Below are 15176 nucleotides of genomic sequence, written 5' to 3'. Positions count from 1 at the left end.
TTGCCCCTGCTGCCGGACTGGTTGCTGCCCGGACGGCCTGATCCGCTGGGAGCGACCTGGGACGGGCTGGGCATCAACTTCGCGGTCTTCTCCGCCCATGCGACGCAGGTCGATCTCTGCGTCTTCGATGCCGCCGGGCGCCGCGAGGTCGCCCGGCTGCCGATGCCCGAATGCACCGACGAGGTGTTCCACGGCTATCTTCCCGAGGCGCGTCCGGGCCTGATCTACGGCTACCGCGCGCATGGCCCCTACCGCCCGCGCGAAGGCCATCGCTTCAACCCGCACAAGCTGCTGCTCGACCCCTACGGCAAGCAGATGGCCGGAACGCTGCGCTGGACCGACGCGCTTTTCGGCCACCGCATCGGCGCCCCGTGCGGCGACCTGAGCTTCGACCGCCGCGATTCCGCCGCCGCCATGCCGAAATCCGTGGTGGTGGACGACACCTTCAACTGGGGCGACGACCGCCCGCCCCAGGTGCCCTGGGACCAGACCGTCATCTACGAAGCGCATCTGCGCGGCCTCACGGTGCAGCGCGACGACCTGCTGCCCCGCGAGCGTGGCACCTTCGCCGCCCTGGCCGACCCGCGCGTCATCGAACATCTGCAGCGCCTCGGCATCACCGCCGTCGAGCTGCTGCCGGTGCATGCCTTCCTGCAGGACCGCTTCCTGGTCGAGCGACAGCTGCGCAACTACTGGGGCTATTCCACCCTCTCCTATTTCACGCCGGAGCCCGCCTATCTCTCGACCGGCGGCCTGGACGAGATCCGCGTCGCCATCCGCCGCCTGCACGCCGCCGGGATCGAGGTGATCCTCGATGTCGTCTACAACCACACCTGCGAGGCCGGCGAAACCGGCCCCACCCTCTCCTGGCGCGGCCTCGACAATGCCAGCTACTACCGCCTGACGCCGGGCGACGAGCGACACCACATCGACGACACCGGCTGCGGCAATACCGTCAACCTCTCGCATCCGCGCGTGCTGCAGATGGTGATGGACAGTCTGCGCTACTGGGCCACCGCCTTCCGGGTGGATGGCTTCCGCTTCGACCTGGCCAGCACGCTGGGGCGCGAGGCGGATGGCTTCGATGCCGGCTCCGGCTTCTTCGACGCCATCCGGCAGGACCCGGTGCTGTCGCGCCTGAAGCTGATCGCCGAGCCCTGGGACATCGGGCCGGGCGGCTACCAGCTCGGCCGGAACCCTCCCGGCTTCTCGGAATGGAACGACCGCTTCCGCGACGGGCTGCGCCGCTTCTGGCGTGGCGATTCCGGGCTGCGGCCCGAGCTGGCGGCGCGCCTCTCGGGCTCGGGCGAGCTGTTCGACCATCGCCGGCGGCGCCCCTGGGCCTCGGTCAACTTCGTCGCCGCGCATGACGGTTTCACCCTGCAGGATCTGGTCAGCTACACCGAGCGGCGCAACGAGGCGAATGGCGAGGAGAACCGCGACGGGCACGGCGCCAATTTTAGCGCCAACTGGGGCGTCGAGGGCCCGACCCACGATCCCGCCATCCTGGCGGGGCGCGAGCAGGTGAAGCGCGCCATGCTGCTCACCCTCTTCGCCGCGCATGGCACGCCGATGCTGCTCGCCGGCGACGAGTTCGGCCGCAGCCAGCAGGGGAACAACAACGCCTACTGCCAGGACAATCCGGTCTCCTGGCTGGACTGGTCGATGGCCGAGGCGCCGGCGGGCTCGGCCCTGCTCCGCTTCGTCGCCCGTGCCACCGCCCTGCGCCGCCGCCTCGCGACGCTGCGCAGCCCGGTCTTCCTGCACGGGCGCACCGAGCCATGGCCCGGCATCGCCGACACGGCCTGGTTCGACGAGGCGGGCGATCCGCTGGTGGAGGAGGACTGGCACGATGCCGAGGCGCGGCTGCTGGCGCTGCGCCGCGCCACTGCCGGCGGCGCATCGGATCAGGTGGAGGTGACGCTGCTGCTGGTGAATGGCACGGCCGCGGCGCATCGCTTCCGCCTGCCGGAACCCGCCCTGGCCTGGTCCCTCGCTCTCGACAGCGCGCGCCCCGATGACGCGGAACAACCCATCGCCGGATCGGAAGTTACCGTCTCCGGCCGCTCCGTTCAGCTCCTGGTGGCCCTGCTCTCCACGAAGGATCGTCCCGCATGACTCAAGCCCGGCCCCTGGATTTCGCCTTCGGCCCGCTGCCCCGGCCGGATGGCGGCACGCGCTTCCGCCTCTGGGCGCCCGGCCAGCCGGGAGTCACGCTGGAATGCCGCGAGGGCCCCGCCGCCGGGACCCATCCGATGCGGAGCGAGCCTGACGGCTGGTGGAGCGTCACCCTGCCGGCACCCTCCGGCACGCGCTACCGCTTTCACCTGGGCAACGGCCCGACCGTGCCCGACCCCGCCTCGCAGGCGCAGGACGGTGACGTGGATGGCTGGAGCGTCGTGGTCGACCATCACGCCTACCGCTGGCAGAACGATGGCTGGACGACGCATCCCTGGCCGCAGAGCGTCATCTACGAACTGCATGCCGGCGCCATGGGCGGTTTCCGCGGCATCATGGCGGAGCTGCCGCGCCTCGCCGCGCTCGGCGTCAACACCATCGAGCTGATGCCGGTGAACGACTTCGCGGGCGCGCGCAACTGGGGCTATGACGGCGTACTGCCCTATGCGCCGGACGAGGCCTACGGCACGCCGGACGACCTGAAGGCGCTGGTCGACGCCGCGCATGGCCACGGCCTCGCCGTGATGCTCGACGTGGTCTACAACCACTTCGGCCCCGCCGGGAACTACTGGCACAGCATCGCGCCGGATTTCTTCCGCAAGGACAAGCCGACGCCCTGGGGCGACGCCATCGACTTCCGCGAGAAGCCGGTGCGCGACTTCTTCATCGAGAACGCCATCTTCTGGCTGACGCAGTACCGTTTCGACGGGCTGCGGCTGGATGCCGTCCATGCCATCCCCGACCCGTCCTTCCTGCCGGAGCTGTCGGAGCGCGTCCGCGCCGCCTGCGGCAGCCGCACGGTCTATCTGGTGCTGGAGAACGAAAACAATGATGCGAGCCTGCTCGAGACCAGCTTCGACGCGCAGTGGAACGACGACGCGCATCATTGCCTGCACGTCCTGCTGACCGGCGAGACCGACGCCTATTACGCCGACTACGCCGACCGTCCGGCCGGGAAGCTGCTGCGCGCGCTGACCGAGGGCTTCGTCTATCAGGGCGAGGTCTCGGCCAATCTCGGCCATGCGCGTGGCCAGAAGAGCGGCCACCTGCCGCCCTCGGCCTTTGTCAACGCGCTGCAGAACCATGACCAGGTCGGCAACCGCGCGATGGGCGAGCGGATCTACAGCCTGGCTTCCGGCGAGGCGACGCGCGCCGCCCTGCTCGTCCTGCTCATGTCCCCCGCCGTGCCGATGCTCTTCATGGGCGACGAATACGGCTCCCGCCGGCCCTTCCTCTTCTTCACCGGCTTCCCGGACCCTGATCTGGCCCAGGCGGTGCGCGAGGGGCGGCGCAAGGAATTCGCCAGGTTCGCGGCCTTCACCGATCCGGAGCGGCGCGAGCGCATTCCCGACCCCAACCACCCCGACACCTTCGCCGCCAGCCGCCCGGATGCGGCCGAGGCCGGGCAGCCGGAGCAGGCGGCGATGGCGGCGCATGTGTCGGGCCTGCTGAAGCTGCGCGCCGCGCGCCTGGCGCCGCGGCTCGCCGGCACCACGCTGCTGAATGGCGCCATGCTGGGGGAGACCGGCCTGCGCGTGCAGTGGCGCCTGGGGGATGGCGCCGTGCTGACCCTGGCGGCGCAGCTCGGCCCGCGGGCGGTGGAATGCCCGCCCGGCTCCGGCCCTCTGCTGGCGAGCAGCGGCGATGTGGCGGAGGGGCGCCTCGGCCCCTGGTCCGCCGCCGCGTGGCTCTCGGACCCCGCGCTGTGAGCGAGGCGGAGGCCCTCGGCCGGCTGGCCCGCGCCGTCGGGCTGATGGCCGAGTGGGAGGACGCCAATGGCCGCCCGCAGCGCACGGCGCCGCAGACGCTGCGCCACGTGCTGTCGGCGCTGGGCCATCCCGCCGGCAGCGCGGCGCAGATCCGCGAGAGCCTCGCGGCCTTCCAGGCCGCCCGGCGCGCCAGCCCGCCGCCCCTGATCACGGCCGCCGCCGGCGCGCCGCTGCGGATCCCGCTCAGTCCGGGCCGCTACCTCCTGGCCGCCGCCGACGGCACCCGCGTGGAGGGCGAGGCCGCCCCGGCCCCGCGCGGCGCGATGATGACCGCGCCGAGCCTGCCCGGCTACTACACGCTCGAAGCCGGCGGACGGCAGGTGACGCTCGCCGTGGCGCCGGAACACGGCCACCGCATCACCGATGCCTGCCCCGGTGGCCGTGCCTGGGGGCTGGCGGTGCAGCTCTACGCGCTGAAGCGCGCGGGGGATGGCGGCATCGGCGACTACCGAGCGCTCGCCGCCTTCGCCGCCGGTGCCGCGCGGGAAGGCGCCGATGCCATCGCCATCAGCCCCGTGCACGCGCAGTTCACCGCCGACCCGACGCGCTTCAGCCCCTATGCTCCCTCGAGCCGGCTGCGGCTCGATGTCCGCCATGCCGATGGCGAGGACCTGCTGGACGACGCGCCCCCCTTCCCGCCCGAGCTGCGGGCGGAATGGGCGCGGCTGGAGGCCCTGCCGCTGATCGACTGGCCCGACGCCGCCCAGGCCCGGCTGGCCCGGCTGCGGCAGTTGCACACCGCCTTCCGCGACACCGCGCCGGCCTCCCTGCGCGCGGAATTCGAGGCCTTCCGCGCCGCGGGCGGGCGCTCGCTCGAGAATCACGCCCGCTTCGAGGCCATCCAGGCGGAGCAGGTCGCCGCCGGCCCGGGCCGCTGGCACTGGCGCGACTGGCCGGCCGGGCTGCAGGACCCGGAGAGCCCGGATGTCGCGGCCTTCGCGGCGGCGCATGCGGAGCAGGTGGAGTACCACGCCTTCCTGCAATGGCTGGCCGATCGCGGCCTCGCGGCGGCGCAGGCCGCGGCGCGCGCGCATGGCGCCCGCATCGGGCTGATCGCCGATCTCGCCATCGGCGTCGATGGCGGCGGCAGCGATGCCTGGGCGCGGCAGAAGGAGTTCCTCTCCGGCGTCGAGATCGGCGCGCCGCCCGACATCTTCAACACGCGCGGCCAGGGCTGGGGCATCACCACCTATGCCGCCGCAGGCCTGATCGCCAACGGCTTCGCCGCCTTCCGCGAGATGCTGGGCGCCGCCTTCCGCAATGCCGGCGGCGTGCGGCTCGACCATGTGCTCGGCCTGCGCCGACTCTGGCTGGTGCCCGAGGGCGCCTCCCCGGCCGAGGGCTGCTACCTGCGCTATCCGCTGACCGACATGCTACGCCTCGTCGCCCTCGAATCCTTTCTGCATGGCGCCGTCGCCATCGGCGAGGATCTCGGCACCGTGCCGGATGGCTTCCGGCCCAGGCTGCAGAAGGCCGGCCTCGCCGGGATGCGCGTCATGTGGTTCGAGCAGACGGGGCCGGCGGAGAATCCCGGCTTCAAGGACCCTGTCCGCTGGACGCGCGAAGCCGTGGCCATGACCTCAACGCACGACCTGCCGACCGTCGCCGGCTGGTGGGAGGGGCGCGACCTGGTCTGGCGGGAGGAGCTGGGCAGCACCATCGACGGCCAGGCCGCCACCCGGGCCGCGGAACGGCCGAAGCTCTGGGCCGCCTTCCGCCAGGCCCATGTCGCGGAAGGCGACGTGCCGGGGCCGGACGAGGCGGCGCGGGTGGCGGATGCCGCCGCCGCCTATATCGGCCGCGCCCGCTGCGACCTCGCCCTGCTGCCGCTCGAGGATGCGCTCGCCGCGGTCGAGCAACCCAACATGCCCGGCACCGTTGATGAGCATCCGAACTGGCGCCGCCGGCTGGACCCGCCGGTCGAGCTCCTGTTCCGGCACCCCGCCTTCGACCATCGCCTGCGCGTCCTGGCGCGCGCCCGGAGAGCCCCCGAGTGAACACCCCCCTGACGCCGCCCGCGACGACCCTTCCGCGCGCCACCTACCGCATCCAGTTCCACGCCGGCTACACGCTGGATGACGCGGTCGGCATCGTGCCCTACCTCGCCCGGCTCGGGATCAGCCATCTCTATGCCTCCCCGTTGCTGCCGGCGGCGCCGGGCTCGACCCATGGCTACGACATCACCGCGCACGATGCGATCAATCCCGCGCTGGGCGGCGAGCCGGCGCTGCGGCGGCTGGTCGCCGCGCTGCGGGCCGAGGGGATGGGCCTGCTGCTCGACATCGTGCCCAACCACATGGGGGTGGACGGGCCGCACAACCCCTGGTGGCAGGACGTCCTGGCCAAGGGCCGAGACAGCGATTACGCCCGCTTCTTCGACATCGACTGGGACAGCGCCGACCCGTCCCTGCATGGCAAGATGCTGGCCCCCTTCCTGGGCCGCCCCTATGGCGAGGCGCTGGCGGAGGGCGAGCTGAAGCTGGTGGCGGAAGGCCCGACCGGCGTTTCGGTCGCCTATTTCGACAACCGCTTCCCGATCGCGCCGCGCGAGGCCAATGCGCTGCTGGACGCCGATGACGGCTTCGCCGACTACGATCCGGCGACGCTGAACGGCGCCGCGCGGCTGCACGCCCTGCTGGAGCGGCAGAATTACCGCCTGGCCTGGTGGCGCACCGCGACGGACGAGATCAACTGGCGCCGCTTCTTCGACGTCACCGGCCTCGCCGGGCTGCGCGCCGAGGATCCGGAGGTCTTCGACGCGACGCACGAGCTGCTCCTGCGCCTCTATGCCGAGGGGCTGATCGACGGCGTGCGGATCGACCATGTCGACGGCCTCGCGGATCCGCGCGGCTATTGCCGCAAGCTGCGCCGCCGCATGATGGCCGCCGGCGCGCGCCGCCCGGCGGAGGCGCCCCAGGGCCCGCCCTACATCCTGGTCGAGAAGATCCTGGCCCCGGGCGAGCCGCTGGTCGCCGAATGGCGCACCGACGGCACCACGGGCTACGACTTCATGGACCAGGTCGGTGCCGTGCTGCACAACCCGGCGGGCGAGGCGCCGCTCTCCGCCCTCTGGCGCGAGACCTCGGGCCGCGATGCCGACTTCCCCGCCGAGGAGCTGGCCGCGCGCAAGCAGATCCTGCGCGACAACCTCGCCGCCGAGCTCGATGGCTGCGCCCGCGCCCTGCACCACCTGGCGCGCGGCCACATCCGCTCGCGCGATTTCTCCTTCAACGCCATCCGTCGCGTCCTGGCCGAGATGCTGCTGCATTTCCCGGTCTACCGCATCTACACCCGCGCCGGACGGCCGAGCACGGAGGATGCGCGGGTGTTGCAGCAGGTGGCCGAGGCGGCCCGCGCCCGCCTGCATCCGACCGATCACGTCGTGCTGACGCATCTTCTCTTCTGGCTGGCCGAGGAGAAGATCCGCACCCGCCCGCCCGGCGAGGCCCGCCAGGACCTGCTGCGCGCCCGCGCCCGCTTCCAGCAGCTCTCCTCCCCCACCGCGGCCAAGTCGGTGGAGGACACGGCCTTCTACCGCTACGGGCGGCTGCTCTCCCGCAACGAGGTCGGCTCGCATCCTGACCAGTTCTCGCTGCCGCCCGAGGCCTTCCACCGCGCCTGCGCGGCGCGCGGCGCGGCGCATCCGGCCGCCATGCTGGCCACGGCCACGCATGACCACAAGCGGGGCGAGGATCTGCGGATGCGCCTCGCCGCCCTGTCCGACATCCCGGACGACTGGGCGGCCGTGCTGCGCGGCGCGCTGTCCCAGGCCAGCGACCTGGTGCGGGACCTGCCCGCCGGCCCCGCGCCGGAGCCGGGCGACGCGGTGATGATCCTGCAGATGCTGCTGGCCTCCTGGCCGCTCGGCCTCGAGGTGCAGGACCGGGCCGGCGTCGGCGCCTGGCAGGAGCGGCTCGCCGGCTGGCTGCGCAAGGCGCTGCGCGAGGCCAAGCGGCGCTCCGGCTGGGCCATGCCGGACGAGGTGTATGAGGCGGCGGCGGAGGGCTGGATGCGCGGCGTGGTCGATCCCGCCACGCATCCTGACCTGGCCGCCGGCCTTCAGGACTTCGCCGCCCGGCTCGCCGCCGCCGGGGCGGTGCGGAGCCTGAGCCAGACCATCCTGCGCTACACCGTGCCCGGCGTGCCCGATCTCTACCAGGGCACGGAGTTCTGGGACGAATCCCTGGTCGATCCCGACAACCGGCGTCCGGTGGACTACGCGCTCCGCCGCGCGGCGCTGGAGAGCGGGGAGAGCCCCGAGGCGCTGCTCCCGGCCTGGCGTTCGGGCGCGGTGAAGCAGGCGGTCATCCACCGCCTGCTGCGCGCCCGCTGCGAGGTCCCCGCGCTTTTCGCCGAGGGGCGCCACGAGCCCCTGGCGGCCGAGGGGCCGGGGGCGGAGGGGCTGCTCGCCTTCTGCCGCCGCCAGGGCGGGGCGGCGCTGCTGGTCGTGGTGCCCTTGCGCGGCGCCGGACTGGAGGAGGCCGCGGACCGGCCGGGCGTGGGCATCCCCCTCCCGGAGGATCTGGCGGGACGCCGCTGGCGGTGCCTGCTGAGTGACGCCGAGATCGCGTCCGCCGTGCGCCTCGATCTGGCTGGCGGCCCGCTCCACCGGGTGCTGCTCGCGCAGTAAGGCCCCTCTCCGCTCAGATCCCGGCCGCGCGCAGGGCGCTGGCCACCGCGGCCTCGACCCGGAGGGCGGCGTCCAGCGCCGCCCGCCCGGCCCGGCCATCCACCACCACCGGCGCCTCGCCCCGGCAGGCGGCCAGGAAGGCGGCCTGCTCCGCCTCCAGGTTGTCGTGTTCCTGCCAGGACAGGGTCTCGATGCCGTGGCCGGGGATCTGCTCCAGCGCGGCGCCCTGCCCGCGGCGCACCAGCTTCAGCTCCCGCGCCAGGAAATCCAGGCTGGCATAGCCCTCGGTGCCGAAGACGCGCAGGCGGCGCTCCATCCTGAGGCTGGCGCGGCTCGCGGTCACGGTCGCCTGGGCGCCGTTGGCGAAGCGGAGCCGGGCATTGGCGATGTCGATACGGTCCGAGACGACCTTCGCGCCCACCGCCTCCACCCCCACCAGTTCGGCGCCGGCCAGGGCGATGACCAGGTCGAGGTCGTGGATCATCAGGTCGAGGATGACGGTGATGTCGAGGCTGCGCGGGCGGAAGGGGGCGATGCGCACCGCCTCCATGTAGAGCGGCCGCCCGACCCCGGCCCTGCCCTGCAGGGTCGCCATGCCGGCGCCGAAGCGCTCCACATGCCCGACCTGCAGCACCCGGCCCGCCGCCGCCGCCTGCGCCACCAGCGCGTCGGCCTGCTCCAGCGTGGCGGCGATCGGCTTCTCGACGAAGACATGACAGCCCGCCGCGAGCGCGGCCGTGGCAAGCTCGTGGTGGAAGGCGGTGGGGGCAGCGATGATCACCGCATCGGCCGCGGCCAGGAGCGCCGCCGGCGCCAGGACGGGGCATCCGGCCTCGGCGGCGACCTGCGCCGCCCGCTCGGGGCTGGCATCGGCCAGGCCCAGGAAGGCGACCCCCCCGCCGGATGCGGCCTTGGCCGCCTTCAGCGCGTGGAAGCGCCCGAAATGCCCCGCCCCCAGAATGCCCAGCTTCAGCATGCCCATGGCCTTTCCCGCCAACCCGGATCCATCGGACGCGATGTACAGACTCCGCCCCGCCTTGCCAAAAGCGGGTGCGCGAGCGTGGCGGAACGCAACACGGGTTGCGCGCGCGGCGCGGGCGCATCATTTTCCGCCGCTCCGGCGGGCCCGCCCCGCCGGAGCCTGAGAGACCGCGCTTGTCAGAGACGTCATTCGCCCCCGGCCGGCTGCCGCCGCGGGCACGAGGGGGGCCTGCTCGGCCATGCTGTATTTCGCACGGTGGAAGGTCGCCACCATTCTGGGCGTCATCCTCCTGGGCGTGCTGCTGACGCTGCCCAATCTCGTCCCCCGCTCCGCCATCCCCTCCTGGCTGCCGGCGCGGCAGATCTCCCTCGGGCTTGACCTGCGCGGCGGATCCTATCTGCTACTGGAGGTGGATCTGAGGGCGGTGGTGCGGGAGCGGCTGGAGAGCCTGGCCGACGGCGCCCGCACCCGGCTGCGCGCCGCCAATATCGGCTATCTGAACCTGCAGGCCGATCCGGCCAATGAGCGCCTCTCGCTCCGCCTGCGCGATCCGGCGCAGATCCCGGCGGCGCTCGCGGCGCTGCGCGAACTGGCCACCCCCGTCCCGGTGGGCGGCGGCGCCACCGCGCCCGATGTGACGCTGACCTCCGCCGCCGACGGCACCATCACCGCGACGCTGAGCGACGCCGCGCTGCAGTCCCGCGCCAGCGGCGCCGTCGAGCAGTCGATCGAGATCGTCCGCCGCCGCGTGGACGAGACCGGCGTGGCCGAGGCGCTGATCGCCCGCCAGGGGGCGAGCCGCATCCTGGTGCAGCTGCCCGGCGTCGAGGATCCGAACCGGATCAAGGAGCTGCTCGGCCGCACCGCGCGCATGACCTTCCGGCTGGTGGATGCGGGCGCCAATCCGCAGGCCGCCGTGCCGCCCCCCGGCGTCGAGTTCCTGGAGATGGAGCAGGGCGGCGGGCGCATCGCCGTGCGGCGGCGCATCGAGGTGGACGGCGCCAACCTGACCGACGCCCGCGCCGGGCAGAATTCGCAGACCGGCGAATGGGTGGTGAATTTCAGCTTCGATTCGATCGGCACCCGGCGCTTCGCCGAGATCACCCGGCAGAATGTCGGCCAGCCCTTCGCCATCGTGCTGGACAACAAGGTGATCACCGCGCCGCGCATCAACGAGCCGATCACCGGCGGGCGCGGCCAGATCAGCGGCAGCTTCACCGCCGCCACCGCCAACGACCTCGCCGTGCTGCTGCGCGCCGGCGCCCTGCCCGCGCCGCTGACGGTGGTGGAGGAGCGCACGGTCGGGCCGGAGCTGGGCGCGGACGCCATCCGCGCCGGGCTGATCAGCCTCGGCGTCGGCGCGGTCTTCGTCATCGGCTACATGGGGCTGGCCTACGGGCTGTTCGGCTGGTTCGCCAATCTGGCGCTGGTGGTGAACATCCTGCTGCTGATGGCCGCCCTGTCCCTGCTGGGCGCCACGCTGACCCTGCCGGGCATCGCCGGCATCGTGCTGACCCTCGGCACGGCGGTGGATGCGAACATCCTGATCAACGAGCGCATCCGCGAGGAGGTGCGCGCCGGCCGGACGCCGATCAACGCGCTGGAGGCGGGCTTCACCAAGGCCTCCGGCACCATCCTGGACAGCAACCTGACCAATCTGATCGCCATGGCCTGCCTCTACGTGCTGGGTTCCGGCCCGGTGCGGGGCTTCGCCGTGACCGTCGCGATCGGCACCATCGCCTCGATGTGGTCGGCCACCGTGCTGGTGCGGCTGATGGTCGCCGCCTGGTACCGCTCGCGCCGCCCCAAGGCCCTGCCGGTCTGAGGAAGACACACCGCATGTTCCTCTCCCGCCCCCTGTTCCGCATCGTCCCGGACGACACCGCCATCCCCTTCATGCGCGGCCGCGTGATCGGGATCATCTTCTCCGCCGTGATCTCCGTCCTCTCGCTCGTCCTGGCCTTCTACCCCGGGCTGGAGAAGGGCATCGACTTCCGCGGCGGCGTCATCATGGAGATCCGAACCCAGGGCCCGGCCGATCTCGCCACCCTCCGCACCACCATGAGCGGGCTCAACCTCGGCGATGTCGGCCTGCAGCAGTTCGGTGACGACAGCACGGTGCTGCTGCGCCTGCCGGTGCAGGGTGACGAGGGCGCCACCCAGGGCGCGGTGAACGGCGTGCGCGGCGCGCTGGAGCAGGTGGCGCCGGGCGCGCGCATCCTGCGCACCGAGGCGGTCGGCAACAGGGTCAGCGCCGAGCTGTTCCAGAACAGCCTGATCGCGCTCGGCATCTCGATGCTGGCGATGATGGCCTATATCTGGTTCCGCTTCGAATGGCAGTTCGCCGTCGGCGCCATCGCGACGCTGATCCTGGAGACCACCAAGGTCGTCGGCTTCCTGGCGGTCACGCGGATCGAGTTCAGCCTGACCACGGTGGCCTCGGTGCTGACCATCATCGGCTTCTCGATCAACGACAAGGTCGTGGTCTACGACCGGATGCGCGAGAATCTCCGCAAGTACAAGACCATGCCGCTGCGGCAGCTGATCGACAAGTCGATCAACGAGACGCTGAACCGCACCATCGGCACCTCGATGACACTGCTGCTCTCGGCGCTGCCGCTGGCGCTGTTCGGGGGCGACGCCCTGGCGGGCTTCGCCTGGACCATGGTCTTCGGCATCGTCGCCTCCACCACCTCCTCGATCTTCATCGCGGCGCCGATCCTGCTCTTCCTGGGCGAGAACCGGTTGCGGCGGGGGACCGAGGCCCCGGCCACCCAGGCCCGCGCCCCGCAACACAGCCCGGGGCGCTGATACCAGGGTCAGGGCCCGGCGGCGGCCTGCCGCGGGCCCGACTCCGGCGGCCGGCATTCCGGCCAGAAATGGAACCAACCCTCGCACGCCGCAGTTGAGCAGTGGGGCCCTACCCCTTAGGGCTTAGGCAGTCCATGCCGGGTCGTGCCACTCTACCGCTCAATTCGGCCAAAATTTAATCAAAAATATGAGACAATCCTTTGAGTTTGGACAAAAGTAACCATAGATCACCGAGACCGGCACATCGCTTCTGACGGCTGCCGGGAGGAGCGTTTATGGCGATCAGGTTACAACCCACGACCGGAGACGGCATACCGACGCTGCTCGTCCTGGCGCGGGACCTCCGCCTGATCGAACTGGCGCACACCGTCGCCGAGGATCTGCGCACGCGGCCCCCGGTGGTGGTTCCGGATGGCCATGAGGCCCTGGCGCGCCTCTTCGGCGTCTCGACGCCGCCCCGGCACATGATCTGCGAGGCCGCCGCCGCCGGCGAGCACCTGCCCACCCTGCTCGCCGCCGCCGCCGATCCGTTCTCCCCCACGGGCATCGTCCTGATCCAGGAGGAGGGAAGCCCCACCCCGCCGGCCGGCGTGGCCGTGGCCGCGCCCCGCCCGCATGTCGTCGCCCAGGCCCTGCGCCGCCTCGCGGCCGAGAAGCTGCAGGTGCCGACGGACGACCCGCGCGAGCTGGAGCGGGGTCTGGAGCGCGGCGAGATCACGGTGCGGTATCAGCCGGTCTTCCGCATCGCCGACCAGCGCCCGGTCCTGCTGGAAGGCCTGGCCCGCTGGCAGCGACGGGACGACACGCCGCTCAGCCCCGATGCCTTCGTACCCCTGGCCGAGCGCAGCGGCCAGACCCGCGCCCTCTCCCTGGCCGTGGCCCGGGCGGCCTTCAACGAGCTGGCCCCGGCGCCGATGCGGATCGGCGCCGCGCTGAGCCTGAACCTGCCGCTCGATGTGCTGCTGCAGCGCGACGTGCTGGGGGCCCTGCGGCGCCTGCAGCAGACCAGCGGCTTCCCGCCCTCGGCCCTGGTGCTGGAGCTGACCGAGACCACGCCGGTGCGCGACCGCTCGGCGCTGCGGCAGGCGCTGCTGCGGCTGCAGGCCGCCGGCCACCCGGTGCTGATCGACGACATGGGCCTGGAGGAGGACCGCGCCCAGCTGATCGAGCTGCCCTTCGCCGGCATCAAGCTGGACCGCCATCTGGTCGGCGCCATGCCCGGCAGCCGGCGCGCCCGCGCCGAGGTCGAGCGCCTCATCACCCTGGCCCACAACCGCCACATGACCGTCACCGCCGAGGGGGTCTCGGACAGCCGGTTGTGGCGCGCCGTGGCGCGGGCGGGGGCGGACAATGCCCAGGGCTATGCCATCGGCCGCCCGCTGCCCGCCCAGGTTCTGCCGGCCTGGGTGGCGGCGCGGCGCGCCGGCGCCCGGCTGGCCCGCCGCCCCGCCTGAGGCGCCGCCGCCTCAGCCCGGCTCGAAGGCCTCCCGATAGAGGGCGATGATCTCCGGCGCCGTCGGCACGCGCGGGTTGTTGGCCGGGCTGCCGGAGGCCAGGGCCTGCTCCGCCATGACCGGCAGCGCCGCCTCCCAGGCCTCGGGCGCGATGCCGAACTGGCGCGGGCTCGGCACGCCCAGCTCCTGGTTGAGCGCCCGCAACTCCCGCAGCAGGGCCTGCGCGGCGGCCGCGTCCGGCGTGCCCGCCTCGGCCAGCCCCATGATCCGTGCCGCCTCGGCATAACGGGACAGGCCCGCCTGCAATCCGAAAGCGGTGACGGCCGGCAGCAGCATGGCGTTGGACAGGCCGTGCGGCACGTGGAAATGGGCGCCGACCGGCCGGCTCATCCCATGCACCAGCGCCACCGAGCTGTTGGAGAAGGCCAGCCCCGCCAGCGTGGCCCCCTCCATCATCCCGGCCCGTGCCGCCGGGTTCTGCGGATCGGCATAGGCCACGCGCAGGTGCCGGGCGATCAGCTTCATCGCCGCCGCGGCATAGAGATCGGCCAGCGGATTGGCGCGGTGCGAGACATAGGCCTCCAGCGCATGGGTCAGGCTGTCGATCCCGGTATCGGCGGTGATGCGCGGCGGCACGCTGAAGGTCAGCTCGTAATCCACCAGCGCCGCGAGCGGCAGCGCGCCCAGTCCGGCGATCAGCATCTTCTCGTCCCGCGCAGTGTCGGTGATGACGGTGAAGCGCGTCGCCTCGCTGCCGGTGCCGGCGGTGGTGGGCACGCAGAGCACCGGCAGGGCGGCGCGATCGGCGGCGGCCGGCACCTTGAAGGCGCGGATATGCTGGCCGGGCTGCGCCGCCGCCAGGATGGCCATGGCCTTGGCCGTGTCCATCGGGCTGCCGCCGCCGAAGCCGATCAGGCAGTCGAAATGCCCCTGGCGCAGCGCCGCGACTCCCGCTTCCACCACCGTGTCGGTCGGGTCGGCCACGGTGTCGGAAAAGACCTTGGCGGCGATGCCCGCCGCCGCCAGCGGCGCCAGCACCCGGTCGATCATGCCGGAGGAGACGATCCACGGATCGGTGACGACCAGCGGATGCGACAGGCCGAACTCGCGCAGCAGCTGCGGCAGTTGCGTCAGCGCGCCGCCGCCGATGAGCAGCTTGCGCGGAGCCACCAGGGACAGGGACATGATTTCCTCCTCTGAGCCGCGGCGGGCCGGTGGCCTCGCCGTCCTGGGCTGAAACGGGGGCCGAAGCGGGGCCGGTGCCGCGTGGCGCCAGGATGACGGCTGGCTGCGGGCGCGGCAACGCCCCCCCCTTTGGCGCGTCCCTCTGGCGCCCGGCCCGCCCCTGGCCG

9 protein-coding genes are annotated in these 15176 nt (G+C 72.7%); 7 read left to right on the top strand and 2 right to left on the bottom strand.

Annotation, left to right across the window (positions count from 1 at the left end; translation table 11 throughout):
* Genes glgX through treY form a run of 4 tightly spaced genes read left to right on the top strand, consistent with a single transcriptional unit; the run spans position 1 to position 8577 of the window.
* Positions 1-2118 (top strand): glycogen debranching protein GlgX, encoded by a 2118-nt coding sequence (gene glgX, locus ACF3NH_RS13090; protein ID WP_422923376.1) that lies wholly within the window; start codon positions 1-3, stop codon positions 2116-2118.
* Positions 2115-3887 (top strand): malto-oligosyltrehalose trehalohydrolase, encoded by a 1773-nt coding sequence (gene treZ, locus ACF3NH_RS13085; RefSeq protein WP_422923374.1) that lies wholly within the window; start codon positions 2115-2117, stop codon positions 3885-3887. Before glgX ends, treZ begins: the two co-directional genes overlap by 4 nt.
* Entirely contained in the window at positions 3884-5944 is a 2061-nt protein-coding gene (gene malQ, locus ACF3NH_RS13080; protein WP_422923372.1) for a 4-alpha-glucanotransferase, read from the top strand. The genes treZ and malQ overlap by 4 nt, the downstream gene beginning before the upstream one ends.
* Complete coding sequence (gene treY, locus ACF3NH_RS13075) at positions 5941-8577, top strand: malto-oligosyltrehalose synthase (RefSeq protein WP_422923370.1); 2637 nt, start codon at positions 5941-5943, stop codon at positions 8575-8577. Before malQ ends, treY begins: the two co-directional genes overlap by 4 nt.
* Positions 8578-8590: 13 nt before the next feature.
* On the opposite strand, the gene ACF3NH_RS13070 is transcribed toward treY, so the two are convergent.
* The gene (locus ACF3NH_RS13070; RefSeq protein ID WP_422923368.1) at positions 8591-9559 is read right to left on the bottom strand and encodes a Gfo/Idh/MocA family protein; all 969 of its coding nucleotides are present in this window, start codon (positions 9557-9559) and stop codon (positions 8591-8593) included.
* A gap of 238 nt (positions 9560-9797) precedes the next feature.
* On the opposite strand from ACF3NH_RS13070, the gene secD reads away from it, so the two are divergent.
* From secD to ACF3NH_RS13055, 3 genes are all read left to right on the top strand, one after another.
* The gene (secD, locus tag ACF3NH_RS13065; RefSeq protein ID WP_198367381.1) at positions 9798-11384 is read left to right on the top strand and encodes a protein translocase subunit SecD; all 1587 of its coding nucleotides are present in this window, start codon (positions 9798-9800) and stop codon (positions 11382-11384) included.
* A gap of 14 nt (positions 11385-11398) precedes the next feature.
* Entirely contained in the window at positions 11399-12370 is a 972-nt protein-coding gene (secF, locus tag ACF3NH_RS13060) for a protein translocase subunit SecF (protein WP_198367382.1), read from the top strand.
* A 275-nt stretch (positions 12371-12645) separates the two neighbouring features.
* Positions 12646-13824 carry an EAL domain-containing protein gene (locus tag ACF3NH_RS13055; RefSeq protein WP_198367383.1) on the top strand — a complete coding sequence of 393 codons (1179 nt, stop codon included), beginning with the start codon at positions 12646-12648 and terminating at the stop codon, positions 13822-13824.
* A gap of 12 nt (positions 13825-13836) precedes the next feature.
* On the opposite strand, the gene ACF3NH_RS13050 is transcribed toward ACF3NH_RS13055, so the two are convergent.
* The gene (locus ACF3NH_RS13050; RefSeq protein ID WP_422923364.1) at positions 13837-15009 is read right to left on the bottom strand and encodes an iron-containing alcohol dehydrogenase; all 1173 of its coding nucleotides are present in this window, start codon (positions 15007-15009) and stop codon (positions 13837-13839) included.
* Between the last annotated feature and the right edge of the window lie 167 nt (positions 15010-15176).

The sequence above is a fragment of the Pseudoroseomonas sp. WGS1072 genome (genome assembly GCF_049340465.1).
Taxonomy (GTDB): Bacteria; Pseudomonadota; Alphaproteobacteria; order Acetobacterales; family Acetobacteraceae; genus Pseudoroseomonas.
The sequence above is the reverse complement of the archived record's forward strand: the minus strand, read 5'-3'. Positions and strand labels throughout refer to the sequence as shown.

Excerpts from the sequence above, each read along its gene's own strand:
- treZ (WP_422923374.1), top strand. The coding sequence starts at position 2,115 with ATGACTCAAGCCCGGCCCCTGGATTTCGCCTTCGGCCCGCTGCCCCGG.
- ACF3NH_RS13070 (WP_422923368.1), bottom strand. The coding sequence starts at position 9,559 with ATGGGCATGCTGAAGCTGGGCATTCTGGGGGCGGGGCATTTCGGGCGC.
- secD (WP_198367381.1), top strand. The coding sequence starts at position 9,798 with ATGCTGTATTTCGCACGGTGGAAGGTCGCCACCATTCTGGGCGTCATC.
- secF (WP_198367382.1), top strand. The coding sequence starts at position 11,399 with ATGTTCCTCTCCCGCCCCCTGTTCCGCATCGTCCCGGACGACACCGCC.
- ACF3NH_RS13055 (WP_198367383.1), top strand. The coding sequence starts at position 12,646 with ATGGCGATCAGGTTACAACCCACGACCGGAGACGGCATACCGACGCTG.
- ACF3NH_RS13050 (WP_422923364.1), bottom strand. The coding sequence starts at position 15,009 with ATGTCCCTGTCCCTGGTGGCTCCGCGCAAGCTGCTCATCGGCGGCGGC.